The following is a 24,208-nucleotide window of genomic DNA, read 5'->3' on the forward strand; positions in this document are numbered from 1 at the left end:
CAGCCGTTCCCACTCTGCGTCTGTCAGATCACCCCGCCCCATGTCCACATCAACGACCTGGACGGCGAGTAGTCACATGATCGGGCGGACAAGTCCTAGTACTCCAGCAGCGTTTCGCTATGTGGCCTGGTGACAGGCGCCGTTCGGAGTGTAGGGCGGGGGTTGTGTGTCGGGGGCGGTCTTGCCGGACCGCCCCTCCATCGAGTGGAGTCGTCGCCTGTAGTGGCAGTGGCGGGCGATGGCCTGGTGTCTGCGCCGCCAGAGCGACCAGCTCACCGTGTGGATGCGAAGCTGCCGGCCGGGTTGGGGCGGGCAGCGAGTTGCCAGGAGCCGGCGGACTTCTGCCACGGTGAGTGGGACCAGGGTGCCGGAACCGTTTCTGCATCCCCCTTTGCCGCCGCTTGAGCTGCGGTGGCCGCGAGAAACGCGTGGGCGAGCATGGCCAAGGTGATGTGCCGGTACCAGCCGGTGTAGCGGCGGACTTCGTACTGGTCCAGGCCGCATTCGTTCTTCGCGGCCTGGAAGCATTCCTCGATGGCCCACCGGCGTCCTGCGCCCGTAACGAGTTGGTCGATGCCGGTACCCACCGGGGCATAGCCGAGGTAGTAGGCGACCTCATCGGGCTTGGTGATGCTGCGCCGCGCCAGCGCCCAACGCTGATGTGTGGGCGTGTCACCGTCGAAGTCCTCGATCGCTGGGATTTGGACGGCCGCCCAGTGGTAGAAGCGAGGACCCTTGGCGCCGTTGCCGCACGAGCGCTTCTCCCACGCCTCCCGCGGAGCCTGTGAGAACAGGTAGTCCATGCGGCCGAAGCGAGGCACGTGCTGAGATTTCGGAACGGCAAGCACGTAGCCGACGGCGGCTTCCTCCAGCAGACGGCGAAAGCGCCATTCCTGACCGTAGGCGGAATCGGCGGTCACCCAGGCGATCGGCAGCGGTGAGGCAAGGGCCCGCAAACCATGGTCTTGGCCAGTTCGCCCTTGGTGGCGAAGGCCCGGTCTTCGGGGACCTTCGCAGCGCGGCAGCGCTGGGAGTCGTCGGTCCATGACCTGGGCAGATACAGTTCCCAGTCCACCAGGGCCCGGCCGCGGGTGGTGGCGTAGGCGGCGAACACTCCGATCTGGCAATTCTCGGTGCGGCCGGCGGTGCCGGAGTATTGCCGCTGCACGCCTGCGGAGGTGGTGCCCTTCTTGACGAAGCCGGTGTCGTCGATGATCAAGACGCCCTCGGCGTCTCCGAGCTGTTCGGCAACGTATGCCTGCAGGTCGTCGCGGACTTCGTCGGCTTCCCAGATAGCCCTGTTCAACAGCCGCTGGAAGCCGTCGGGTGTCCGATGGCCGGCGAACTCGGCCAGTTGCCAGCCGTTCTTTCGGCTGACCGGACCGAGCAGGCCACGGGTGTCGTCACGCATCCTGCGGCGCAGGTCAGCGCGGCCGAAACGATGGCCAATACGGAGGAAGAGCTCGTCGAGTTCCGGGTCCCAAGAAGCACCCGCAAAGTCGTCGATCACGCCAGGAGACTGCCCCGACCACGGCGCGGCCACGTGGACCACGTGTCTACCACTGGGCAGCAGTACGGCTGCCGGCCGTTGCCGAGTTCGACTACCAAGGCGAGATCCCCCACTGGATGCGGTGGGCTATGGCCCGGCGCAGTATCCGCAAGCCCGACGAGATCGCCTACTACCTCGCCTACGCTCCCCTGGGCACCACCGTCCAGGAGTTGGTACGGATCGCCGGGACGCGCTGGGCGATCGAGGAGTGCTTCCAGGCCGCGAAGAACGAATGCGGCCTGGACCAGTACGAAGTCCGCCGCTACACCGGCTGGTACCGGCACATCACCCTCGCCATGCTCGCGCACGCTTTCCTGGCCGTCACGGCGCACCAGGTCCGGGAAAAGGGGGCGGAACCGATGAGGCAGCCAGGACCATTGCGCTCACAGTGGCGGAGATTCGGCGACTCCTGGCAGCTTGTCTCCCCCCGATCCCCGCAGCTGCCTGGACACCGAGGACGACACCACGCGCTGAGCTGGTCGAACTGGCGCCGACAACGCCAAGCAGTCGCCCGCCATTGCCACTACTTACGTCGCTCTCGCATGATCGAGGGGCGGCCTACCGAAAGCCACCCTTGACCTTTCCGCGGCCCGCTACACTCCAGCCGCCCAGTGAAACCCGCAGGTCAGACAGCGAAATCCTGCTGGAGTACCAGACGTGTGGGTACGGTGAAGCCACCCATCGGTCCGGCACAGTACGTTGCCGAAGGCCTCAGCCCACATGTCGTCCAATACCCCTAGGAGTCACTGCCCGGCGGGTGCGGTGGTACGACGCGTTCTTCTTGCCCGATGGTGCGGTGCCGCTGGAGATCGGCCACTCACGTAGGAGGGCGTCAACCCCGCGGCCCGTACGGCGACGTCGAAAAGGGCTGGCGCGTGTCGGCGTAGGCGATGACAGGCGAACTCACCGAAGGCGAAGACTTCCTGCGGTCGCCCCGAATTGCCGTCCCGGCGGGTGCTGTAGCGGGCCTCGAAGCGCCCGCGCACGTTCACCGGATAGGTGTGGCCCGGTTTGCCTCCCATTTCCTGTGCCTCCAGGACGCCCGAGTCCCGCATCGGCTCCGCATCAGCGCGGCCCGTGGGCGCCGCACTGCCCTGCCCGGGACTCTCCACCAGGAGCTGAGTCACGGATGGAACCGCCACCGGCCTTCGGAGACGACATCCTCCTTGCCGTCCCTGACGCGAACGGCTGTCTCGTCGTCGATGAAGTAGATCGGAAAGTCCGCCCGCGCAACGATGCGATCAGCCCAGGCGTCATCCCGCTCGGGAAAATCCGGCGAGTACAGGTGGGGCTTGAGATACCAGTCGAAGAGGCCGAACGGCGGCTCCACGTTCGTCGCGCCGAGTACGTGGAGGTCCGCAGTGTCCCCGATGACGTCGGCGGAATGCCCGGTGAGATGACGACTGAAGATCATTGATCCGGCGCTGACCCCCACATAGACCCGGCTCTCCAGCGCCTCAAGGAAGCCGTCGGCCAGGCCGTTGCCGGTGATGCTGCGCGCAAGGTGGTAGTGGCTGCCGCCCTCGACATAGATGACGTCGGCGTGGAGCAGCCGGTCGAGCACCATCTGCCGGGGCAGGCCGTTCAGCTCCAGGACGTTGAACTCCCGCCAGCCGAGGCCGTGCAGGCGGTTCACGTCCTTGACAACCCACCCGTGGTCCCCGGGCTCGGCGACCGAAGCCGTGGGAACGAACACGACGTTCGCCGATCCGAACGGCTTTCCCAGCATGTCCCGCAGCGCATCTCGCAGCGTCTCGTTGCGCAGGCCACTTGCCGTCAAGAGAAAGTCCATCCGGTGAGCCAAGCACGACTGGCGGGCGCGCGCAACGAACATCGGATCCACCCCCCCCCCCGTAGCCGACGGGGCCGGACGGCCCAACCATCGGCTCAGGACTCGCCGGCGAGGAAGTGCTCGGCGAGGGGGGTGCCGGCGAACTTCTTGTTCATCTCGCGGGAGAAGAGCAGCAGCGTGTTGCGCGGCCGATGGAGCACCGCGAGTTCCTGGGCCTGCCCGTCGGCGTTGCAGGTGACCGTGACGACGACCTTCATGGGCTCGCCGAGGACCGCGGCGTCGTAGATCTCGAGGAAACCGTTGTCACCGAAGTCTCCGGTGAAGCTGAAGTTCTGGAACTCGTACAGTTCGCGGGCCTTGACCACGATGGCGCGAACCGCTTCCGCGCCACGCGCGGTGCCGTTCATGGCGGCGCCTTCCAGCGTGACGTCGTCGGCCAGGTTGTCCAGCCACCACGGGTAGTAGCTGAGTCCCTGGCGGTCGGTGTCACTGCTTTCCGCGTTCGTCATGTCGTGTCTCCTTCGAAGATCCGGCCGGGGCGGGCTTGCGTATCGATCGGTTGCCGGTGATTCCGGCGAGAGATAGGAGCAGATGCTCTCATCCGGCCGAGGGCAACCCTGCCGATCCGGCCCGCGCGGTGTGAGGCCCGTCAGGGACCTCGACACTGAGAGTATATGCTCCTATTGCTGAGGCCCGGCGAAGCCGCTGGCCACATGTCGCTGGACGTGCCGGCACCGGCGCAAGCGCACGCTGCCGCCGAGGCGACATGTGCGCCGAACCCTGGAGCACGACCGACAGGTCTGCACGACATGGGCCTCTCCCAACATGTACTCCCCGTGCAGGGAGGTGCCCACCTGAACACCGGGGCGAAGGAGGCCACGTCGATGGACGCGAGTCATGCACCCAGGCCACCTGGGATGCTCGAGAACGAGTGGGAAACCCTCCGGCCCGCCGTCTTCGGAGCGGCGTACCGCTTGCTCGGCAGCGTCGCCGATGCCGAGGACGTGGCCCAGGACGTATGGCTGCGGGCAGCCACAGCCGACCTACGCGACGTCCGTGACCTGCGGGCCTGGCTGGTCACGGTGGCAGCGCGACGGTCGTATGACATCCTCAAGTCCGCCCGCGCCCGCAGGGAAACCTATGTCGGGCCGTGGTTGCCGGCGCCCCTGCTGACGGGGCCGGACGCATCCGAGCCGGTGTTGGTCGACGAATCCGTCGGATCCGCGATGCTCGTGGTGATGGAAGAACTGAAGCCGCCCGAGCGTGTGGCCTTCATCCTCCATGACGTGTTCGGTCTCGAGTTCAGCCGCATCGCCGACGTGCTCGGCATCTCCGTGGCGGCCGCCCGACAACTCGCCTCACGAGCACGGCGGAAGGTGGCCGGGGCCAGGCAGCGCACCGTGGGCGCCTCCCGGGCGGAGCGCGAGCGCCTCATCGCCGCCTTCCGCAGCGCCTACGAAGCGGGGGACATGGCCGGCCTGGTGCGTCTGCTGCATCCCGATGCCGTATATGTCACCGACGGTGGCGGCAGGGTCGTCGCGGCGCGCAAGCTCATCCGGGGCGGCGCGCGCATCGCCATGGTGATGATGCGGGCGGGGCGCCTGTTGCGCGCGGACAGTATTGAGGCCATCGAGGTCGGAGGCGAGCCAGCGCTCCTCCTCCGCAGGGACGGGCGAGCCGTCTCCGTAGACACGGTGGAGATCAAGGACGGTCTGATCACCGCCTACCGCAGGGTCCTCAACCCGGACAAGCTTGCGCACGTGCCCTCCGAGGACACACGGTGCTCCGCTCGACCAGCGTTCTCCGCGAGGCCGGCCGGTCCGGACGCGCCGTGGCACCGGAAAGGAGGCGTGCCCACCAGCGGCAACGCCTCCTGACGCGGGGTGGCCTCAGACTTCCGAGTGCAGGCCGTCGTTGGGTATGTGGACGCGCTGGACCGGCGTGTGCGTGCTGCGGTCGAGCAGCGGTGCGGTGGGTGTGCGGTCGATCTGCAGGCTGAGGAATTCGGGGCGGCTGTAGTGGCCCCGGGCGTCCATCAGGCGCTTGCGCCGGTCGATCATCGTGAGGTCCAGGTCGGCGATCACCTCTCCCTCACCCGAGGTGAGCGGTTCGCCGATGATGCCCCCTTCGGGGTCGACGATGGCGGTGAAGAACCCTTGGGAGAACACCCCGGCCGGGGCACCGGTGTCCGCCGCGAGCTGCGCCCGCTGGTCGGCGTCGAGCCAGGCGGTGGCGTTGACGACGAAGGCGGCTGCCTCCAGCGCGTGCTGACGGATGGCCACCTCCATCTGCGGCGCGAACAAGGGGCCCCCGAACGCGCCGGGGAACATGGCGGCGTGGATCTGCTCACCGTCGGCGATCAGGGCGTAGCGGGCGAGGGGCTGGTAGTGCTCCCAGCAGGCGAGCTGGCCGACGCGGCCGACGGCGCTGTCCACGGCACGCAGCCCGGAGCCGTCGCCCTGCCCCCAGACCATGCGCTCGTGGTACGTCGGCGTGATCTTGCGGCGGCGCTGGAGCAGCGTGCCGTCTGCGTCGAAGAGCAGCTGCGTGTTGTACAGGGAGTCGCCATCACGTTCGTTGACGCCGATCGAGACGACCACGCCGGCTTCTCGGGCCGCCGCGCCGATCGCATCCGTGTCGGCGGACGGCACGGTCACTGCCTCCTCCATCAGCCGCAGGTGCTCCTTGGCCATGGTGTAGGGCGGCTGGACGAAGGAGAAGTAGGGGTAGTACGGGACAACGGTCTCCGGGAAGACCGCGAACCTGACACCTTTCCGTCCCAGCTCACGGATCTTCTCCACCACCTTCCCGACCGTGCCCGCACGGCTGTAGAGCACGGGGCTGATCTGGACGGCAGCTGCCTTCACAAGGGTCATGACGTGGTTCCTTCTCGCGATGCGGGGTCAGCGATCTCTCGGCGGTTGCGGTGACCGGAGGCGGGGCTCAGTCGGCACGGGAACCGGCCTCTTCAAGGGGCCTGGAGTCGGGGAAGGCGCCGAGCTGCGCGCTGACCAGTTCTGCAGGCGGCCGCGCCGGGCCACCATCTCACAAATAAGAGCATATGCTCCTATTTACGGAAGGGCAAGGCGCCAACACGCCCTTGCCGGCCTTCACGCACCGCGGCGGATCCGAGGTCCTCAGCGCGGAAAGACCTCGCCTGTGGGCGACGGCCCCATGGACAGCCGCGCGACCGCCCAGCACGGCGCAGTCGCAGTGTTCACTCAGCCCAGGGATCGAAGCCAGTGTCGAGGACGGCATCGAGGAAGGCGCGCATCCTGGCCGCGTTCTCGGCACCGAACTTCTTCTCGAATTCCGCCTGCACCCCCTCCCACCGCGGGACTGCCGCCCCCATCCGGGCCAGGCCGGCGGGCGTGACGGCGACGATGCGTGCCCGGCGGTCGGTTGCCGACGTCTCGACGGTGACGAGCCCCTCGCGAGCGAGGGGCTTGAGGCTGGAGGCCATGGTCGTGCGGTCCATGGCGATCACGTCGGCGAGGGCGGTGATCGTCATCTCTTCGTGGACGCTGAGCTGCTGCAGGATGCTGAACTGCGTCGCCCGAAGGCCGAGCGGGGCCAGCGCCTTGTCGTACGTCGCGCCGAGGTACCGTGACGCTTTCCGCAGCGCCAGGTTGTTGCACAGGTCCGCTTTCGACGTAGCACTTGTCATTGCGTCCTCCACAGGCTTCCCGTGCACTATACGAGCATCTACTCTTAATTGGGAAGTCCACCACCCGTGCCGATGCGGGGCCGGGCCCCTCCTCCGGAATGAGCCAGAGCACACCGCATCGCCCTTCCGAACATAGGAGCATATGCTCTTACATGTTCCTCGTATGCCAGGCGTGCCGCATGCAGGGACGCAAGGGGGCTCGTACCGGCGCAACGTCACGCCATCGGGCACTGCCGGCACCCCACCCCGTCGCCGGGCGCCTTGCCCCGCCGGCGTCGTCTGATCACCACCGCAAAAGGAACCGAGTGTGAACCCCTCTCCCATCGAACCGCCCGGCCCAGTTGGCCCCGGCATGTCGTCATCGCGCCCGGACCAGCCGCCGCGCCAGGTCTCCCGGCGCGCTTTCGTCGGCGGCGCGGCAGCCGTCACTGCCGGTCTCGCGCTCACCGGTGTCTCCGCTCTGCCCGCCACGGCCGCTCCGCGGCAGACCCCGAAGGGCTTCGGATCCGTGTCCGGTGTTCCCGGGCTCCCGGCAGGGTTCCGTCGGACGTTCACCAGCCGGCTCATCCAGGCCGGTGGCATACGTCAGCACGCCGTCGTCGGCGGCGACGGGCCGCCCCTGCTCCTGATACACGGCTGGCCGCAGAACTGGTACGCCTGGCGCCTGGTCATGCCGGTGCTGGCGCGGAACCACACGGTCGTCGCCGTGGACCAGCGCGGCATCGGGCTGACCGACAAGCCCCGCGACGGCTACGACACCGCCACCCTCGCGAACGATCTGGCCGCGCTGATGGACACCCTCGGCCACGAACGCTTCGCGGTGGTCGGCCATGACACGGGCATGCCGATCGGCTACGCGCTCGCAGCGGACCACCCTCACCGCGTCGACCGTCTCGCCGTCGCGGAAGCCGTCATTCCCGGTGTGACGCCCTCGCCGCCTCTGCTCGGCCCCGCCCAGGCCAACAACATGCTCTGGCACTTCCCCTTCAACCGGCTCGACGACGTCAACGAGCTCCTGGTGGCAGGCCGGGAGGACGTCTACTTCGGCTGGCAGCTCGACACCAAGGCCGCGCGAAAGCTGCCCGACTACGCCATCCGGTACTACATCGAGTCCCTCACCTCGCACCGTCACGCGCTGGGCGGCAGCTTCGGCTGGTACCGCGACCTCGACACCACCTTCGCGCAGAACGCCGACCGCGTGAAGCGACGCCTGACCATCCCCGTCCTCGCCATCGGTGGAGCGCAAAGCGTCGGAGAGGGAGTGACGACCACCATGAAGCTCGCGGCAGACGACGTGCAGTCCCTGGTCATCCCGGGCAGCGGCCACTGGGTTGCCGAGGAGGCCCCGCAGGAACTGCTGGCGGCACTCACCGCTTTCCTGGCCCCCTACCGCGCCACCGCCGCGGCGAGGAACCGCAGGTAGGCGCCGCAAGGGCGACCTGGACCGTCTGTCGCGTGGTCGATGTCCCGCGGGGCCGCATGCGCTTCTGACGGGGTGCGGGTGCCGGGGCTCACATACCCCGGCACCCGCCGCGACGTCACGAGGTACTGGTCAGCGTTGCAGTCCCTGTCACCGTGCGCCGCTGTGCAGGTAGGCGCGGTCGACCGTCTGCCGGACGGAGTTGCCTGCCGCGTCCTTCGCAGTCACGCGCAGCGTCACGTACGCGTCGCCGTGCACCTTGGCCGGCCGCTGCACGGTGGCGGTGAAGCCGCTGCCCTTGGGGGCCGTACGTGCCGTGGTCCAGGTCTTCCCGTCGTCGTAGGAGGTCTCGACCAACAGCCGCACGCCGCGCGGCGCCGCCATTCCGTCCTGCATCCGGACGTTGAGTCCCAGGTTGTGCGTGCGCTGCGAGCCGACCGCGTTGCGGGCGTCGACCGGCACGGCGTAGTCGACCTGGAGCAGCGGCAGCAGCGTCGTGTCGGCGGCGGCACCGGAGCGGAACGTCCACGAGGTGCGGGTGCCGGCGCCGAAGCGCCAGTCGTCCGACACCCGGGTGGTCTCCAGGTCCAGCCGGTACTCGGCGTCGCCCGCGGGCACCTCGATGTCGCCCCACGCGCCCTGGCTCGACTCGGCGATCTGCTGTCCGTCGCGGTAGAGGACCGCAGTGGCGGTGTCGTCCACCGGGTCCGCTCCGGCGCCGCGGGCGCCCGCTCCTCTGCCCCAATCGATGACGTTGAGCTCGTAGAGCGACCAGTGGCCGGTGCCGGAGTCGTTGAACTCCGGAACGAAGACGGACATGGTGTTGCCCTTGCGCACCGACGGCCAGGGCGCACCACGCGGGATCGACGGACGGACCACGGCCCCGAACCACCGCTCCGCCGCCCGCTGACCGGGCCGGTAGGTGCGTGGCAGGTCGCGCATGCCGACCGAGAGCGTGTTGTCGGGGTTGTCGACCACGTTGTGGTGCACGACATGGCGCCACAGCGTGTCCCCGCCGGTCACGTACTCCACGCGCTCCCGCCCGTTGGGGACGTAGCGGCTGTACTGGTTCCAGGCGGTGTCCTGGTACGGACGCCACCCGAAGCGCTGCTCGCTCGCCCAGGTCGAGGCACCCGTGCGGGTGTAGGTGCTGCGGACCACGGCGCTCTCGCGCGCGGAGACGGTGTGCACCAGGTTCTTGGGAACGAAGCCCTTGGACACCTGCATCACGTCGTACAGATACGGGCTGCGCACCGTACCGGAGAACTCCACGGTGGTGGTCCGCTGCTTGACGAGCTTCAGCAGGGCCGCCCCCTCCTTGAAGGAGATCCGTACGGTGGGCAGTGCCATCCGCTCACCGTCCGGACGCCACCGTGTCCAGGAGAGCTCGCCCTCCGGCCACGCCAGCAGCAGTGCCTTCGCGCCTGCGGTCTCCGCGGCCCGGGCCAGCGTCCTCGTGTCGTCGGCGATGGAGAGGACCTGTACGACGGCCACCTTGCCGCGCGCGCCACGGAAGTCCGGAGCCGCGGACGTGCCGGCGTCCACGGCGGTCAACCGGGCGCCCTTGTCCCCGAAGACCTTGGAGTCCAGTTCGTAGTAGGGGATGAAATCCAGGGAGCTGCCGGTGACCTTGACCCGCAGTTGCGGGGCCACCATCTGCCAGCGCGAGTTGAACTCGAAGGTTCCGTCGGTGACCGGCGCGGTCGTGCTGACGTAGAGCCGCTTGACGATGTCGAACATCATGTGGCCCTGGATCAGGCCGTTGCCGTCGATCACGCGGTGGAACGTGGTGCCGATGATGCCGCGCTGCTCGGCGGGCCGGGGGGTGCGGATCTTCACCTCGGTGACCTTGGAGGCGTCAAGCGTCGCTGTCATGTCCTTGGTGACCTTCACCTCGGGGTTGACGAGCTCGCCCGCCTCGAAGCCGTCCTCGACCTGTTCGAAGAAGCTACCGCTGATCTGGTAGGTGCCCTCTTCCACCTCGGCGGTCGCCGTGTCCCTGTCCGTGTACGGCACGAACCCGTCGCCGGACCCGTAGGAAGGACCCCAGATGTTCGGCAGCATGCCGGGCACGACCCGGCCCTGCCGGTCGCGGTAGACCACGGTCAGCCGGTGCGTCTTGCCCCGCACCTTGAGGGAGACGGTGGTGTGGGCGAGAACGGTGCCGTCCGTGGACTTCGCGGTGACGTAGCCGTAGTAGGTACCGCGGGCGGTCGCGCGGGCGGCGTCGGTGCTCAGCGGCACCTCGGCCGTGGCGCCGGGGTCCAACTGCACGGTCTTGGAGCCCAGGGTGACCGCGCCGTCCGCGAGGGCGCGCCCGGTGGTGGTGGCCAGATCGACGGCCAGGGAGAGCGTCACCGGCTTGTCGCCGGTGTTGGTGTAGCGCACGGTCGCGGCCCGCCGGTTGCTGCGGGTCGCTCCGGCCTGCAGTTCCGGGAGCATGACGGTGCCGGTGGCGGTGACCGGGCCCATCGCGGTGGCCAGGTCGATGCGGCCGCCGCCCTGCTCGGTCACCTTGGTGCCGGCCACCGTGTGCGAGGTGCTGACCAGGGCGTCCTTGATCTGCTGCGCCCCCCAGTCCGGGTGCTGCTGGGCCAGCAGCGCGGCGGCGCCGGCGACGTGCGGGGTAGCCATCGACGTGCCGGACGCGGAGGTGTAGTCGGCGTCGACCGGGGTGCCCATGGTGGTGCCTGAGGCGCGGGCGGCCACGATGCCGACACCGGGAGCGGTCACGTCGGGCTTGACCGCCCCGTCGCCGGCGCGAGGGCCGCGGCTGGAGAAGGGGGCCAGCGAGTCGTCGCGGTCGACGGCCCCGACGGTCAGCGCCGCGTCGGCCGCACCCGGGGAACCGACCGTGCCCGGACTCGGGCCCGCGTTTCCGGCGGCGATGACGAACAGCGTGCCGGTGGAGGCGGTGAGGGTGTTGACGGCCTGGCTCATCGGGTCGGTGCCGTCGGAGGCGCTCTCCGAGCCGAGGCTCATGTTGACGACCTCGGCGTGCTCGTCGGCCGCCCATTCCATGCCGTCGATGACCTGCGACTCGGTGCCGTAACCGTTGTCGCCCAGTACCTTGCCGACCAGCAGGTCGGCCTTGGGCGCCACGCCGCGCCGCGTCCCGGCGGACGCGGCGCCGGTGCCGCCGACGGTCGAGGCGACATGCGTGCCGTGACCGAAGCGGTCGTCGGTGTTGCCGCTGCCGGAGAAGTCCTTGGCCTGGGCGATGCGCCCGGCCAGGTCGGGGTGGGCCGCGTCCACACCGGTGTCCAGGACCGCCACCCTCACGCCTTGGCCCTCGTAACCGGCCTTCCAGGCGGTGGGCGCGTTGATCTGCGCGGTACTGCGGTCCAGAACGGCCTTGACCTTGCCGTCCAGCGAGATCCGCGGAGCGACCGCGGCGCGGGCGGCGTCGGAGGGCCCACCAGGGTTCAGCGTCTTCCAGAACGCACCCAGGTCGTCGCCGGCGACCCGCAGCGAGCGGGCGCCGATGCTGGGCAGGTTCCGGGCGGGCGTGGTGGGCGCGTGCAACGCCACCAGCCGGTCGGCGGTGTCCGCGGCGGCCTTGGCCGCACGCGCGGTCCCTCTGGTCCCGTCCGCTGCGGGCCGGGAGGCGACGATCAGCGGCAATGCGGAGGCGTGGGCCTGGTCGTAGCCCTGGGCGATCAACGCCGTCACGTCGAACAGCCGGCGGTCCAGCGTGCCGGCGGTCACCAGCGCCTCGGCGTCGGACGGCACCACCGTGAGCGCCTTGTCGTCCCCCTCCAGCGTCCTGAAGGAGACGTGCTCGCGCCCGGGCCCGGGCCGCACCGAGGCGGTACGCCTTCCGTCGGGCAACGAGGTCACGGTCACCAGGTCGCCGGTGAGCAGTCGCACGGTGGCGGAATCCGCCTTCGCGCGCTCGACGAATCGCGCCTTTCCTTCCGCACCCGTACCGGCGGAGGCGGACGCCACACCGCCGACCGTCACCACCAGTACGGTCGATATCGCCGTCGATAGACGGAACCATGACATCCGTCAGACACCTTTCATTCAGAGCCAGTTCGTGAGCTGCACGACAGAATCAGTGGTGTCCCAGCACATGTCACTGGTATCCGCATGTCGCGGAAGCGACATGTCCCAACGACGACATGGCCACGGGGCGGCGCGGTGGCGACACGATCCGGCCGGTCGGCGTCTGCGACGGCGGGCCGGCGGACGACTCCCCGGCACCCCGGCCCGAAGGGCCGCATCGCCGGCCACGTTCGCTTCGGCGCCCACGAGTTGGCCAGGGCGTGGGGCCCCAGGGATGCTCCGTCTCCTGCCGGGCGCCGCGCTTGGCCGATGGCGCGCAAGCGCTCCTTCGCCAGCAAGCCCCGCCGCACCCGTCACATTGGCGGTGGCTGTCTCGTCCACCTGAGGAAGTGGCAGCGGAGCGAGCCGGCGGATCGCGCCGCCCGGCCAACTCCTGACCGTATTCGCTCAGGGGCAACGAAGTTGCCTGGCTGCGCACCGAGCCAACCGTAACGATCACAGGAAGGGCGGAATCATCGTGACCACAACTACCGGGCATGACAGGGGATCTGCCGGACTGCCTGCGGTAATCACTGCTGCGGCACAGGAGATAACCCCGTGACGGCAGTGCTGGAATGCGCGATATACGGGATAATCGCGGTGTTGTACATCTATGCTCTGGTTGACTGCATAAGGACCCCCGAAGCCCGCATTCGCATACTGCCCAAGGCGGGCTGGGTAGTCATCATGGTCCTGACCCCGCTCCTGGGCGCCATAGCCTGGCGGAACCTGGGCAAGCGGTCCCTTCCTGTCGAAGGCCGGCCGTCCACGGACTGAGCTCGGTCGCTCGCCGCTCCCTGTCGGGTCGCAGCGCCGATCACACCCTTCGCTCCTGACTGCGACCAGCACGGCCGCTTCGCGGCGGACGGCGGGCTGTCGCGCCTTTGCACGGCCCACGCCGTGTCCGCGGAGGGGTGACGAAGGCGCCGGGCAGCGCTCCGAGTCATCCGCCTCGCAATCACAATGAACCGAAAGGCCGCGAATGGAACTCCGTAAGGTAATTGTTAGGGTCGGTTGGGGCGTTGCCGGGCTCCTGTGCGACTTTGCGATCAGTTACGGGGTCATACCTGCTTCATGGGACGGAACTCGGTGCGAGATTGCTCGTGACGCGTGACCCATCACGGCCGCCCGCGACCGTTGCGGGAATGCCTTGATCCCGGGGACTCCGGACACGGGGTTTCCCTCCGCGATCCAGATGCGATCACTCCGTGCATCCCCCCGCGGAACAGGGCTGTTGGCGGGTCGAAGGCACTCCCCTCCACCGAAGCGCCTGACGCTCCGCCTTCCCGGCCGGCGACATGCCCGGTTTCGCGATGCGTCACAGGCCCGGACGGACGGCTGTGACGCCTTCCATGTCAATCCCAGCCAGACTTCGAGGAACCGATGACCTTTTCCTTGGCCGATCTCGACTCACACGACCCGCACTGGAACAAGCGCGGCGCGCTCCATGTGCCGTCAGGCAAGGGCCCGACGGTGTGGGCCGCGGGTGACGTCTACACGATCAAGGCCACGGGTGCGCAGACCAACGGCGGGATGGGCTTCATCGAGGCCACGGTTCCGGCCGGCGGCGGACCCGTTCCTCACGCGCACCCCGAGCAGGAGGAGACGTTCTACATCCTCGACGGGGAGTTGGAGTTCCTCGACGGGGACCATCTCTTCACCGCGGTCGCGGGCGACTTCATTCACATCCCCCGGGGGGTCCGTCACCGCTTCAAGAACAAGGGCAGCCACGCCGCAAGGATGATTTTCATCTTCACGCCTCCGGGCCTGGAACAGATTTTCGTCGATCACGCCCTCCCCGCCCGGCCCGGTGAGGGGCCTCCGTCGGTCATCGACGACGACCAGCTCGCCCGGTTCGACATCATGGCCGGGCTGGCGAAGTCGATCATCATTCCGGAACCCTCCTGACTCCACACCACCCACGGCCCGACCGCGTTGCGGCAAACGAGGGCCGGGTGCTCGTCATGCACGGGGGCATCCGCCGGCAAGGCCGGCGTTCAACCGGTCATGGCCCGACCTCCGGGCAAGTGACCGCCATCGCACACAGGAGAACCAAGCATGCTCGAAGGATTCGAACACGGCTACGCCGACGTGAACGGCACCCGGCTGCACTACGTCACCGGAGGCGAGGGCGAGCCGCTCGTCCTCATGGACGGGTGGCCGCGCACCGTGCACGCTCTGCGCGAACTCCTCCCCCCACTGGCGCAGCGCTTCCGCGTCATCGCCGTGGACTACCGCGGGCAAGGCGCGTCGGACAAGCCCGCCGGCGGCTACGACAAGAAGAACATGGCGCAGGACGTCCACGAACTGATCCGCGGCCTGGGCCACGAGCAGGTCAACATCGCCGGCGGGGACATCGGGGCGATGGTCGCCTACAGCTTCGCCGCGAACCACCCCCAGGCCACGAAGAAGCTCGCCATCTGGGAGGGCGGACCCTTCTCCCAGATATTCCTCGACGTCATCAGTCCCTTCCCCACCCCGGAACAGCCGAACGCCTGGTGGTATCCGCTGAGCCAGGTCGACGGCCTGCCCGTCAAGCTGCTGGCGGGACGGTTCCGGCACATCATCGACTGGTCGACCGAGCACCTGGCGCTCCACCCGGAGCGGATCAGCGAGGAAAGCCGTGCCGTATACGCCGCGGCTTACGACGCGCCCGAAGCGGTGGCCGCGGCCTTCGGCGTGTACCGGACGTTCCACCAGGACCTGGCCGACAACAACTCCTACCCGCCGCTGACGATGCCGGTCCTGGGGCTGGGTGGCCAGTACGTCGCCGTGGTGCAGGCGATGATGGAGGGCAAGGCCACCGACATACGCTACGCCACCATCGCCGACAGCGGCCACTACATCGCCGAGGAGCAGCCTGCGGCGCTCGCCGCCGAGCTGGAGAAGTTCTTCGGCTGACGCCCCCCACGCTCACGGCGCATTGCCACACCAGTGGGGGCAACGTCGTCTTCTTGACGGGGCGCAGACCTTGCGAGGGCATCGGGCACGGCGGCACCAGCCTCACAGGCGGCAGTCCTCACCGACCATGCGTCCCGGGCGGCGAAGCATCGCCTGGTCAAGGAGCGGCCCCCGCACTGCCGAATAGGGGCCGTCGGCGGGGCTCCCGTGCGAACCCCTTCGTCGACCTGGCAGGAGTCGAATCCCGCATGTGCCGAGGCGCCGAGCGACCCACGCCTTCCGATCGGAGAAATACTGTTGAATTCCTTTGCCCTGCATGCCGGTTCGATGTTCGACGGATACACCCTGTCGGGTCCGGCCACTGTGCATGTTTCGGGGGACCGTATCGTGCGCGTCGACCGAACCGGCGCGCTGCCCGCCGACGGCAGCAAGGTCATCGACTTCGGCGTCTCGGCCTGTCTGCTGCCCGGCCTGATCGACACTCACGTCCATCTCGCCTTCGACGCCGGACCGGACCCCGTGACGTCCCTGGTCTCCGCCTCCGACAGTGACCTGCTCGCACACATGCGGGCCGCCGCCCAGTCCGCCCTACTGGCCGGCATCACCACGATGCGCGACCTCGGCGACCGCGGCTACCTCTCGCTGACTCTCGTGGAGGAGTTGACCGAACACCCGGAGCAGGGTCCGGAGATCCTGGCCGCCGGCCCCCCGCTGACCACGCCCGGCGGCCACTGCCACTTCCTCGGCGGCGAGGTCGAGGGCGCCGAAGCGCTCCGTGCCGCCGTCCGCGAGCGTCACACCCGCGGCTGTTCCGTCGTCAAGATCATGGCCAGCGGCGGCCACATGACACCCGGTTCGGTACCGCCGCACGCATCCCAGTACAGCCTGGACGACCTGCGTGCCGTCGTGGACGAAGCACACCGCCTCGGGCTGCCGGTGGCTGCCCACGCCCACGGCATCCAGGCCATCAGGGACGCCGTTGAAGCGGGCGTCGACAGCCTGGAACACGTCTCCTTCCTCAGCGCCGACGGCGTCGCCACCGACCCTGACCTCATCGACACCATCGCGAGGAAGGGCACCTTCGTCAGCCTGACGCTGGGCCTGGCCCCCGGACAAGCCGTGCAGCCGCCCAGGGCCATGACCGCACATGCCATGTCCGCACATGTCAACAGCGTCTTGGACACGTACCGCAACCTGCACAAGCACGGCACGCATGTCGTCATCGGATCGGACGCCGGCATCGGGCCCTGGAAGCCCCACAACGTCCTCCCCCACGGCGTGGCCGACCTCGCCCGGCTGGGCGTCGCGCCGCTGGACGCGCTCAGGTCCATGACCAGCTTGGCGGCCCGCCTGTGCCGCGTCGAGGGCCGCAAGGGCCGCATCTCCGCCGGTGCCGACGCGGACCTTCTCGTCGTGGGCGGCGACCTTGCGCATGATCCCGCAGCCGTCCTCGACGTACAGGCGGTCTTCCGCGCCGGTACCCGCGTACGGTGAGCTGACGGTCTTCCGCCGGACCGACCTCTCCAACATCCGGCCGACGCCGCTCGCCGAACGGACAGCTAGCACCGTTCGCCTGCGAGCGGCAACCGGCCACCACCGCCCACCAGCCAAGACGACGCGGCACCTTGGCCAACGTCCAAGGACTGGCTGCCGCGCAACCGCGCCGGAAGAGGCCTTCCGGGTCCCCCGTGGCAACGTTGCCTCGACAAGGCGAGGTCGTATCTGGTCATGCGACGGCACCGGCACCGGCTACTCCTCCGCGCTGCTGTGTCACCGCCTGTGAGACGACCTGGTCACCTCCGTCGAAATGGACCCAGCGGTTGCGGGCGCGGCCGCAACCACGCCGGCCACCCTCGGCCACGCCCCCGGCCTGATCACCGGCGACGGCCTGGCCGGACACAAGGACGCCGCCCCGCACGACCGGGTCATCGCCACCTGCGGCGCCCTCACCATCCCAGAGCGGTGGCTCCCAGACCCGCCCAGGGCGGCCAGATCCTGGCCGCCCTGGGCGGGTGGATGCACTCCTCGGAACTGGCCCGCCTCACCGTCCACGACGACGGCAGTGCGACCGGACGGCTCCTGAACGGGCAGGTTTCCTGCATGCTCGCCCGCACCTGGGCATGCTCCCCGTCACCGACGGCGGCACCGTCATCGACGCCAGCATCCTGGACGACTGGGCTGCCCGGTTCGTGGCCGAGACCACAGCACCCGGGGCACAACGGCTCGACCTCGGCACCCAAGGCCAGCTGCTCGTGGACACCGCCGCCGGGAGCCGGGCCCTGCTCCAGCCCGGTCCGCACGCCTGGCGGGTCCGCCAAGGCGGCCCCGAACGCATCTGGGACCCCATCGAAGACCACCTCCTACGGTGGCGCCACGACGGATCCCCCGCCCTGAACCGGTTCCGCACGACGCTCATGCGCGCCGAAAGCCATAGCCGCACCGGAGCTGAGCTGCCCCTGACGGCGAGGCGGCACCAAGAAGTCCCGGTGCTGCGTCACACGGGGTTCCGCCGCGGTTTCCGTACGTGACCACGCTTCCCCGACGGGCGAAGGCGGCCCAGCGATGCGTGACCACGAGAGGACGTTTTCGTCCACTGATTCCAGGGCCTCACCCGCCACAGATGGGGACTAGCCGCACAGAAGCCGGATGCCTCGCCAGGATGAGAGGACTATCTGGTCCGAAAAAGTCGCCGATCTGCGGTACGTTTGGAGAAGGCGGTTCCCTGCGGACAGCCAAGCAGCGTGGCCTCACGAGGATCTCCAGGGCGGTAGGCACCATGCATGCAGGCGTCGACTTCTCAGTGCTCGGCCCAGTCCGGCTGCACAAAGAGGGGGCGAGGCCGGAGCCGGCCAGCCGAGGCACAGCGACATCCCCGCTGCCAACTCGGCCGGTACGCCCGGCTGATTGCCGGGACCCCGTCGAGGCTGCGCACACAGCCGGTGAACCCCTCACCGCCCCAAAGCGATCACTCGGGAAAGGTTCGATATGCCGGGCTCCGACCTCTACGAGAAATTCATGGCGCTGCACACCCGCGACGGCGGCCTCGTCATGCCGAACGCATGGGACGGCCTGTCGGCGCTGATGCTGGCCGATGCCGGCTTCGAGGCGATCGCGACGTCATCGGCGGCGCTCGCCACCACACTCGGCCGGTCCGACGGGCGTCACGAAGTCACCTGTGGTGAGCACCTTGAGCATGCGCGGCTGCTCGGCCGTCTCACCGGGCTGCCCGTCAACGGGGACTTCGAGGACGGCTACGGCGACACGCCCGAGGACGTCGCTGCCACCGTGGAAGCCGCCGTCGAGTCCGGCCTGGCCGGTATCGGGATCGAGGACACCTCGGGCAATCCCGATCAACCGATCCGCGACTTCGACGAAGCCGTCGACCGCATACGGAGCGCCGTCGAGGCTGCCAAGGGGCGCATCGTCGTCACCGGCCGCACCGACAACTTCATCCAGGGGCGGCCCGATCTCGACGACACCATCCGGCGTCTGACGGCCTTCGCGGAGGCCGGCGCGGATGTGCTCTACGCCCCCTACCCACCCGACCTCGACGCGCTCGTCGCGATCGTCACCGCCGTCGCGCCGACGCCGGTGAACGTCCTCGTCTCGCCGGCGGACAAGGTGCTGACCGTCGCCGAACTGCAGAAGGCCGGGGTCAAGCGCATCAGCGTGGGTCCAGCGCTCTACACCCACGCAATGGAGGCACTCGACCAGGCCATTACGGCTCTCGTCGCGGGTGACCTCAGCACCGCGACGACAGGAACCAGCTTCGACCGCATCGGCGAACTAATCTCCCGCGGATCGAACTAGCCCAGACCCTGCGAATCACCGCTCCTCACCCACTCATCGCAAGAAAAAGGCATATTCCCATGAACCTCGATAAGCTCATGAACAAGCATCTCACCAGGTATTTCGATCCCAGCAAGACCATTCCGGGGGAAACCCTTCAGCAGCTGCTGCGGTTCCTGCGCTCCGCGCCGTCATCGGTGAACGTACAGCCCAACCACTTCTATGTCCTCGCCACGCCCGAAGGCAAGGAGCGGCTCGCCGACAACCTGGGCGAACGATTCCGGGACAACGGCGAGAAGATCCTCAACGCGTCGCACACCATCATCCTCACCACCCGGGCAGATCTGCCCGACACCCACCTCGAGGCGGTGTTCGCAAAGGAGAGGGCCGATGGCCGGTTCCCTGATCCATCCAAGCAGGAGCTGTGGGAATCCATGACCCGGGACTTCCTCAACCTTCGCAACTACGGCTACAAGGACCTGAACCACTGGATGGAGAAGCAGACCTACATGGCGGTGGGCCTGACCATGATGGCGGCCGCCGAACTCGGCGTCGAGGCCACGCCGCTGGAGGGGTTCGACCCGACCAGTGTCGACAAGGCCTTCAAGATCCGCGAGAGGGGACACACCACGACGGTGCTGCTGGCCCTCGGCTACCCCGACCCGGAAAGGGTGTACACCACCCCGATCTCACGCTTCGACCCGGACCAGCTGTTCACCTTCGTCTAAAAGGCCGCCCGGAAACCAAAACCCACCACACCTACCAGGAAGAGCCATTTCGATGAAAGCCATTGTGGTCACCGACCCGGCCGCCGGAACGGCCGGAATGACGCTGACGGAGCGGCCTGAGCCGCTCGCAGCGATCAACGACGTCATCGTTCGCATCCATGCGTCGGGCTTCGTCCCCACAGAGATGGAGTGGCCGTCCACCTGGGCCGATCGCGCCGGCCGTGACAAGACCCCGTCGATCCCCGGCCACGAGCTGGCCGGAGTGGTCAGTGCTCTCGGCTACGGCACGACGGGGCTCTCGGTCGGGCAGCGGGTGTTCGGCCTCGCCGACTGGCACCGCGACGGCACCCTCGCGGAGTACGTGGCGATCGAAGCACGCAACCTCGCACCGCTGCCAGGCGACGTCGACTTCACGGTAGGCGCGTCCCTGCCGATCTCAGGTCTGACCGCGTGGCAGGGCCTGTTCCAGCACGGCCGCCTCCAGGCCGGTCAGACCGTCCTCGCCCACGGCGCAGCCGGGGCAGTCGGGACGATGGTGACCCAGCTCGCGCGTGAAGCCGGCGCCTACGTCATCGGCACCGGACGCTCCGCCGACCGCGACAAGGCCCTCGACTTCGGCGCGCACGAGTTCGTCGACCTCGAGAACGACACGCTGAAGGACGTCGGCGGCGTCGACCTGGTCTTCGATGTCATCGGTGGCGACGTCCAAAAGCAGTCCGCCACCCTCATCAGGGCCGGAGGAACACTGGTGTCCATCGTCGGCCCCGTCGAAGCACGGCCCGCCGACGGCCTGGCCGTCGACTTCGTCGTCGAAGCCGATCGCCTCGCACTCGGCGAGATCGTGCAGCGGGTGCGGGACGGACGGCTGCGGACCAACATCGGCGACGTCGCGAGCCTCGACGATGCCATCGGCGCCCTCAATCCGACCACCCGGCGCCTCGGGAAGACCGTCATCCGCGTCCTCCCGTAGGTGGTGGACGGCCACCGTCCGAGCGGCAGGTCATGGTCCCGATCCACGCCACGGCCATCGGCCACCGACCGGCGCAAGGACCCGAACCGACAGAGGAGTCAATCACCTTGGACGGACAGGAACTGCAGAAGATCGCGCGCGACTACACCGCGGAACTACCCGGCACCGACCAGGAGCGTCGTTTCGGCCCCGACTGGGAGCTCCACAAGGTGGGCGGCAAGGTCTTCATGCTCATGACCGATATGCCTGGACGCCCCGTCCTGATCCTGAAAGCCGATCCTGACGACGCCACAGCCCTGCGTGAGCAATACGCGGGCATCACCCCCGGCTACCACATGGACAAGAGGCACTGGATCACGGTGGAAGGCGGAGACGCCATCGACGACAAGCTGGTGAAGGAACTCGTCACCGACTCCTACCGTCTCGTGGTCGGCGGGCTTCCCAAGTCCAAGCGACCCGTGGATCCACACACTTACGACCGCCACGCCTGACCCCTACCCATCCTGCGACGCAGTGTCGCAGCAGTCATCTGGAGCCTCCCATGCGCGTTTTCGTCACTGGCGCCAGCGGCAGCATCGGCTCCGCTGTCGTTCCCGAACTCATCACGGCTGGTCACGAGGTCCTCGCCCTCGTCCGCTCCGATGCCGCGGCTACGGCCGTCGCCGCCGCCGGCGGGACGCCGCTCCGCGGCGACCTCACCGACCTCGACAGCCTCCGTGCCGGCGCCACGCAGGCCGACGGTGTCATCAACCTGGCCTTCAGCAACGACTGGAGCAACTTGGAACAGGGCATCGACGAGGAAGCGCGCGCCGTGCAGACCCTCGCGGCCGCACTCGAAGGCAGTGGCAAGCCGTTCGTGCATGCCGGCCTCACGCCGATGGTGCCGGGCCACACCTCCACCGAGGAGGACCGCGACACCACCAACGGTCCGGTCGGTGGCCGCGGCCGCACTTCCGACGCGGTGTTGACCCTGGCCGCCCAGGGCGTCCGATCCTCTGTCGTGCGGCTGCCGCGCTCCGTGCACCAACGCGGGTCGACATACGGCTTCTGCTCGGTGCTCATCGCCGCCGCGCAGAAGACGGGCGTGTCAGCGTACGTCGGCGACGGCACACAGCGGTGGCCGGCGGTCAACCTGCTTGACGCGGCCCGGCTGTTCCGCATCGCACTCGAGGACGCTGCGCCGGGCACGGTCCTGCACGCGGTGACCGACGAGGGCGACACCATGAGGTCGCTGGCCGAGGCCATCGGCGGCGTTCTCGCGGTCCCGGTCGAGTCGGCGCCGGCTGAGGGCTTCGGCCCCATCGGTCACGTGTTCGCCCTTGACATGCCATCGTCGAGTGCACTGACCCGGGAACGGTTCGGCTGGAAGCCCACCCACCCACGCCTGATCGACGACCTCGCTGCCGGCGACTATCCCGCCCTGGGCTGAAATCCTCGGGATGCCGCCGGACCGGACAGGGTGAGCGACTACTGACCTTCCGCACTCTATTCCTCTCGAACGTCGTCAGGCGCGTGGGCGAGCAGGACGAGTCCCGCTCCCGTGGCGAACGCTCCGAAGCGGCCTCCCACCCGGCTGTCGGCCTGCGGGGCGCCCGGCGCGCTCAGACGCTCGAGGAAGACAACGTCCAGGTGGTCCCGCACGGAGAGATGGATGTGCTGCTCCTTGGTCACGTCGTACAGGTCGTACAGGACCGGCAGGGCCGCGTCGCGCAGCGGGAAGCCGCGAGGCGCGAGGGTGGCCACCTCCCACAGCCGCAGGCCCACCCGGTAGCGCCGGTCGGGTCCACGCTCCAGGGCTCCCCAGGCGACGAGTTCGGCAGCACGACGATGAACCGTCGGCAGCGCCAGGCCCGTTCGCCTGGACAACTCGGTGGGGGTGAGCGCGGGGTCTTCGTGGGAGAAGGCGCGGAGCAACGCCAGGACCTTGTCGGTCACCGACATGCCGTGCTCATCGGACATGTCCATGCCCCTTCCTTCGTGTGCGGGACGGGCTGCGCGCCGTTCGGCGGACGCGCCGTCCACGCCCCCTCCCCGCACGACGGCCTGGGCCGTCGTGCGGGGTCGGCCGGGCCGCCGGGCGATGCCGGGGCCCGCTTGCTGTCAGTGGACGGACCCGGCGGCCTTCTCGATGAGGTCGGTGACGATGCCCGGGTTGGTCACCTGTGCGGCGTGCGGGGTGTCGGCCTCGACGGTGTGGGCGTGGGCGCGCTCGGCCATGAAGCGCTCGGTGGCGGGCGGGATCACGTGGTCGTCCTTGGAGACGAGGTACCAGGACTGGATGGTCTTCCAGGCGGGGGCGCCGGAGGCTTCGCCGAGTGCCTCGGGGGCGGCGGGGCTCTGGGTGGCGGCGAGTTCGGCGGCGGCCTTGCTGCTGACGCGGTTGCTGAGGAAGAGGTTGCGGTACTGGTCGGCCTTGGCGTACCGCAAGTCGGCGGCGAGGGAGCGGCTGCTGACCACGGCGAGCAGGCTCTTCTACACCGAGGGGATTCGCGCTGTCGGCGTCGACCGGGTGATGGCGGAGGCCGACGTCGCACGCGGCACCTTCTACCGGCACTTCGAGGGCAAGGACGACCTGGTGCGCGGCTACCTGGACGCCACCGATCACGACATCCGGACCCGGGTGGCAGTGGCGGCCGAGAAGACGGGGGGAGGTACCGCGTTGCTCGGCGTCGTCGCGCACGGCATCGGCGAGGAAATCTGCGGTAAGGGGTTTCGGGGCTGCCCGTTCATCAACGCGGCCGCGGAGTACCCGGATCGGGAGTGTCCGATCCACCAAGCCGTGCTGAGGCACCGCGAGTGGTTCCACCAGGTACTGGAGGACGCCTTCGCGACCATGGGCGTCGCGGACCCCCGGCAGTCTGCCGACCTGGTGGTCGCCCTACGTGACGGGGCAATGGTCGCGGGCTGCCTCGGCGACTCCCGGTCCGCGGCGCGCACCCTGGTCCAGGGTGTCGACCTGGTCGTCGCGTCGGGCTTACGGAAGGGCGGGCTGGCGTGAGCCCGCTGTCGTCGGCGACGCCACCTCACACGCCCCCGTCGCGCAGCCCCCCTTTTCGGAAGCCCAGCCGCGTGCCGATGGGCCCGGCAGATGGTGGGGGACCGTCCACTCACGTCGTCATCCGTGTCGGCCGTGGCCAGGACGGCGGCGAGAATCCGTGCCTCGGTGCCGTCGACGGCCCACCTGATCAGGCGTTTGTGTCCCGCGGCAACCCCTTCTCGTGAAACAGAGCCGCTCGTCGCTGACCGGGGCGTGGCGCCGCCGTCGCCGCTGAACTCAACAGCCGTCCACGCAGACGCTCGGCTGGGAAACCCCAGCCGAGCGTCCGGCCGGAACCGCGGTGGGTG

General features: G+C 68.9%; 20 protein-coding genes and 3 pseudogenes. 14 read left to right on the plus strand and 9 right to left on the minus strand.

Annotation, left to right across the window (positions count from 1 at the left end; translation table 11 throughout):
* Window positions 1-272 precede the first annotated feature (272 nt).
* Window positions 273-1,510: pseudogene (locus tag PV410_RS41920) on the minus strand (IS701 family transposase).
* A gap of 35 nt (window positions 1,511-1,545) precedes the next feature.
* Between PV410_RS41920 and PV410_RS41925 the strand changes: the two are divergent.
* Window positions 1,546-1,912 (plus strand): annotated as a pseudogene (locus PV410_RS41925) (IS701 family transposase); the annotation flags it as partial.
* A gap of 760 nt (window positions 1,913-2,672) precedes the next feature.
* Here the strand turns inward: PV410_RS41925 and PV410_RS41930 are convergent.
* Both PV410_RS41930 and PV410_RS41935 read right to left on the minus strand, forming a co-directional pair.
* A complete protein-coding gene (locus PV410_RS41930; RefSeq protein ID WP_500331958.1) occupies window positions 2,673-3,341 on the minus strand; it encodes a Type 1 glutamine amidotransferase-like domain-containing protein in 669 nt (222 codons plus the stop codon).
* Between the two features lie 95 nt (window positions 3,342-3,436).
* The gene (locus tag PV410_RS41935; protein WP_500331959.1) at window positions 3,437-3,850 is read right to left on the minus strand and encodes a hypothetical protein; all 414 of its coding nucleotides are present in this window, start codon (window positions 3,848-3,850) and stop codon (window positions 3,437-3,439) included.
* Window positions 3,851-4,258: 408 nt separating this feature from the next.
* On the opposite strand from PV410_RS41935, the gene sigJ reads away from it, so the two are divergent.
* A complete protein-coding gene (gene sigJ / locus PV410_RS41940; RefSeq protein WP_500331960.1) occupies window positions 4,259-5,218 on the plus strand; it encodes an RNA polymerase sigma factor SigJ in 960 nt (319 codons plus the stop codon).
* A 12-nt stretch (window positions 5,219-5,230) separates the two neighbouring features.
* On the opposite strand, the gene PV410_RS41945 is transcribed toward sigJ, so the two are convergent.
* Together PV410_RS41945 and PV410_RS41950 are read right to left on the minus strand one after the other, a co-directional pair.
* On the minus strand, window positions 5,231-6,217 hold the full coding sequence (locus tag PV410_RS41945; RefSeq protein WP_500331961.1) for a nitrilase-related carbon-nitrogen hydrolase: 987 nt from the start codon (window positions 6,215-6,217) through the stop codon (window positions 5,231-5,233).
* Between the two features lie 341 nt (window positions 6,218-6,558).
* Entirely contained in the window at window positions 6,559-7,020 is a 462-nt protein-coding gene (locus tag PV410_RS41950) for a MarR family winged helix-turn-helix transcriptional regulator (protein ID WP_500331962.1), read from the minus strand.
* Between the two features lie 340 nt (window positions 7,021-7,360).
* Between PV410_RS41950 and PV410_RS41955 the strand changes: the two genes are divergently transcribed.
* Window positions 7,361-8,431, plus strand: coding sequence for an alpha/beta fold hydrolase (locus tag PV410_RS41955; protein WP_500331963.1), 1,071 nt, complete (start codon window positions 7,361-7,363; stop codon window positions 8,429-8,431).
* A 147-nt stretch (window positions 8,432-8,578) separates the two neighbouring features.
* Here PV410_RS41955 and PV410_RS41960 read toward each other — a convergent pair whose 3' ends face one another.
* Window positions 8,579-12,436: a S8 family peptidase gene (locus PV410_RS41960; RefSeq protein WP_500331964.1), complete on the minus strand. Its 3,858-nt coding sequence runs from the start codon at window positions 12,434-12,436 to the stop codon at window positions 8,579-8,581.
* A 639-nt stretch (window positions 12,437-13,075) separates the two neighbouring features.
* Between PV410_RS41960 and PV410_RS41965 the strand changes: the two genes are divergently transcribed.
* From PV410_RS41965 to PV410_RS42010, 10 genes are all read left to right on the plus strand, one after another.
* A complete protein-coding gene (locus PV410_RS41965; RefSeq protein WP_500331991.1) occupies window positions 13,076-13,252 on the plus strand; it encodes a PLD nuclease N-terminal domain-containing protein in 177 nt (58 codons plus the stop codon).
* A 606-nt stretch (window positions 13,253-13,858) separates the two neighbouring features.
* Window positions 13,859-14,383 (plus strand): cupin domain-containing protein, encoded by a 525-nt coding sequence (locus PV410_RS41970; protein WP_500331965.1) that lies wholly within the window; start codon window positions 13,859-13,861, stop codon window positions 14,381-14,383.
* A 150-nt stretch (window positions 14,384-14,533) separates the two neighbouring features.
* A complete protein-coding gene (locus PV410_RS41975; protein WP_500331966.1) occupies window positions 14,534-15,376 on the plus strand; it encodes an alpha/beta fold hydrolase in 843 nt (280 codons plus the stop codon).
* A gap of 387 nt (window positions 15,377-15,763) precedes the next feature.
* Window positions 15,764-16,870, plus strand: coding sequence for a metal-dependent hydrolase family protein (locus PV410_RS41980; RefSeq protein ID WP_500331967.1), 1,107 nt, complete (start codon window positions 15,764-15,766; stop codon window positions 16,868-16,870).
* 626 nt (window positions 16,871-17,496) lie between these two features.
* A complete protein-coding gene (locus PV410_RS41985) occupies window positions 17,497-17,904 on the plus strand; it encodes a hypothetical protein (protein ID WP_500331968.1) in 408 nt (135 codons plus the stop codon).
* Between the two features lie 457 nt (window positions 17,905-18,361).
* Window positions 18,362-19,186: an isocitrate lyase/PEP mutase family protein gene (locus PV410_RS41990; protein ID WP_500331969.1), complete on the plus strand. Its 825-nt coding sequence runs from the start codon at window positions 18,362-18,364 to the stop codon at window positions 19,184-19,186.
* A 59-nt stretch (window positions 19,187-19,245) separates the two neighbouring features.
* Window positions 19,246-19,893, plus strand: coding sequence for a nitroreductase family protein (locus PV410_RS41995; RefSeq protein WP_500331970.1), 648 nt, complete (start codon window positions 19,246-19,248; stop codon window positions 19,891-19,893).
* A 52-nt stretch (window positions 19,894-19,945) separates the two neighbouring features.
* Window positions 19,946-20,863: an NADP-dependent oxidoreductase gene (locus tag PV410_RS42000; protein WP_500331971.1), complete on the plus strand. Its 918-nt coding sequence runs from the start codon at window positions 19,946-19,948 to the stop codon at window positions 20,861-20,863.
* 107 nt (window positions 20,864-20,970) lie between these two features.
* The gene (locus tag PV410_RS42005; protein ID WP_500331972.1) at window positions 20,971-21,354 is read left to right on the plus strand and encodes an MmcQ/YjbR family DNA-binding protein; all 384 of its coding nucleotides are present in this window, start codon (window positions 20,971-20,973) and stop codon (window positions 21,352-21,354) included.
* A 50-nt stretch (window positions 21,355-21,404) separates the two neighbouring features.
* Window positions 21,405-22,292 (plus strand): SDR family oxidoreductase, encoded by an 888-nt coding sequence (locus tag PV410_RS42010; protein ID WP_500331973.1) that lies wholly within the window; start codon window positions 21,405-21,407, stop codon window positions 22,290-22,292.
* Window positions 22,293-22,348: 56 nt separating this feature from the next.
* Here PV410_RS42010 and PV410_RS42015 read toward each other — a convergent pair whose 3' ends face one another.
* Window positions 22,349-22,828: an IclR family transcriptional regulator gene (locus PV410_RS42015; RefSeq protein ID WP_500331974.1), complete on the minus strand. Its 480-nt coding sequence runs from the start codon at window positions 22,826-22,828 to the stop codon at window positions 22,349-22,351.
* A 135-nt stretch (window positions 22,829-22,963) separates the two neighbouring features.
* The gene (locus PV410_RS42020) at window positions 22,964-23,320 is read right to left on the minus strand and encodes an alpha/beta fold hydrolase (RefSeq protein ID WP_500331975.1); all 357 of its coding nucleotides are present in this window, start codon (window positions 23,318-23,320) and stop codon (window positions 22,964-22,966) included.
* Here PV410_RS42020 and PV410_RS42025 point away from each other — a divergent pair.
* Entirely contained in the window at window positions 23,277-23,861 is a 585-nt protein-coding gene (locus PV410_RS42025; protein ID WP_500331976.1) for a TetR/AcrR family transcriptional regulator, read from the plus strand. The two genes, PV410_RS42020 and PV410_RS42025, sit on opposite strands and share 44 nt — an antisense overlap.
* Window positions 23,862-23,905: 44 nt before the next feature.
* Here the strand turns inward: PV410_RS42025 and PV410_RS42030 are convergent.
* Window positions 23,906-24,061: pseudogene (locus PV410_RS42030) on the minus strand (IS5/IS1182 family transposase); the annotation flags it as partial.
* Window positions 24,062-24,208: the final 147 nt, after the last annotated feature.

It is taken from the genome of Streptomyces sp. PA03-5A (assembly GCF_033792725.1).
In the GTDB taxonomy this organism is placed as follows: Bacteria; Actinomycetota; Actinomycetes; order Streptomycetales; family Streptomycetaceae; genus Actinacidiphila.

What these genes read in the sequence shown, in the direction of transcription:
- PV410_RS42015 (WP_500331974.1), bottom strand. Translation starts at nt 22,828, where the DNA reads ATGGACATGTCCGATGAGCACGGCATGTCGGTGACCGACAAGGTCCTG.
- PV410_RS42000 (WP_500331971.1), top strand. Translation starts at nt 19,946, where the DNA reads ATGAAAGCCATTGTGGTCACCGACCCGGCCGCCGGAACGGCCGGAATG.
- PV410_RS41985 (WP_500331968.1), top strand. Translation starts at nt 17,497, where the DNA reads ATGCTCCCCGTCACCGACGGCGGCACCGTCATCGACGCCAGCATCCTG.
- PV410_RS41975 (WP_500331966.1), top strand. Translation starts at nt 14,534, where the DNA reads ATGCTCGAAGGATTCGAACACGGCTACGCCGACGTGAACGGCACCCGG.
- PV410_RS41990 (WP_500331969.1), top strand. Translation starts at nt 18,362, where the DNA reads ATGCCGGGCTCCGACCTCTACGAGAAATTCATGGCGCTGCACACCCGC.
- PV410_RS42010 (WP_500331973.1), top strand. Translation starts at nt 21,405, where the DNA reads ATGCGCGTTTTCGTCACTGGCGCCAGCGGCAGCATCGGCTCCGCTGTC.
- PV410_RS41970 (WP_500331965.1), top strand. Translation starts at nt 13,859, where the DNA reads ATGACCTTTTCCTTGGCCGATCTCGACTCACACGACCCGCACTGGAAC.
- PV410_RS41960 (WP_500331964.1), bottom strand. Translation starts at nt 12,436, where the DNA reads ATGTCATGGTTCCGTCTATCGACGGCGATATCGACCGTACTGGTGGTG.
- PV410_RS41930 (WP_500331958.1), bottom strand. Translation starts at nt 3,341, where the DNA reads ATGGACTTTCTCTTGACGGCAAGTGGCCTGCGCAACGAGACGCTGCGA.
- PV410_RS41955 (WP_500331963.1), top strand. Translation starts at nt 7,361, where the DNA reads ATGTCGTCATCGCGCCCGGACCAGCCGCCGCGCCAGGTCTCCCGGCGC.
- sigJ (WP_500331960.1), top strand. Translation starts at nt 4,259, where the DNA reads ATGCTCGAGAACGAGTGGGAAACCCTCCGGCCCGCCGTCTTCGGAGCG.
- PV410_RS41935 (WP_500331959.1), bottom strand. Translation starts at nt 3,850, where the DNA reads ATGACGAACGCGGAAAGCAGTGACACCGACCGCCAGGGACTCAGCTAC.
- PV410_RS41995 (WP_500331970.1), top strand. Translation starts at nt 19,246, where the DNA reads ATGAACCTCGATAAGCTCATGAACAAGCATCTCACCAGGTATTTCGAT.
- PV410_RS41945 (WP_500331961.1), bottom strand. Translation starts at nt 6,217, where the DNA reads ATGACCCTTGTGAAGGCAGCTGCCGTCCAGATCAGCCCCGTGCTCTAC.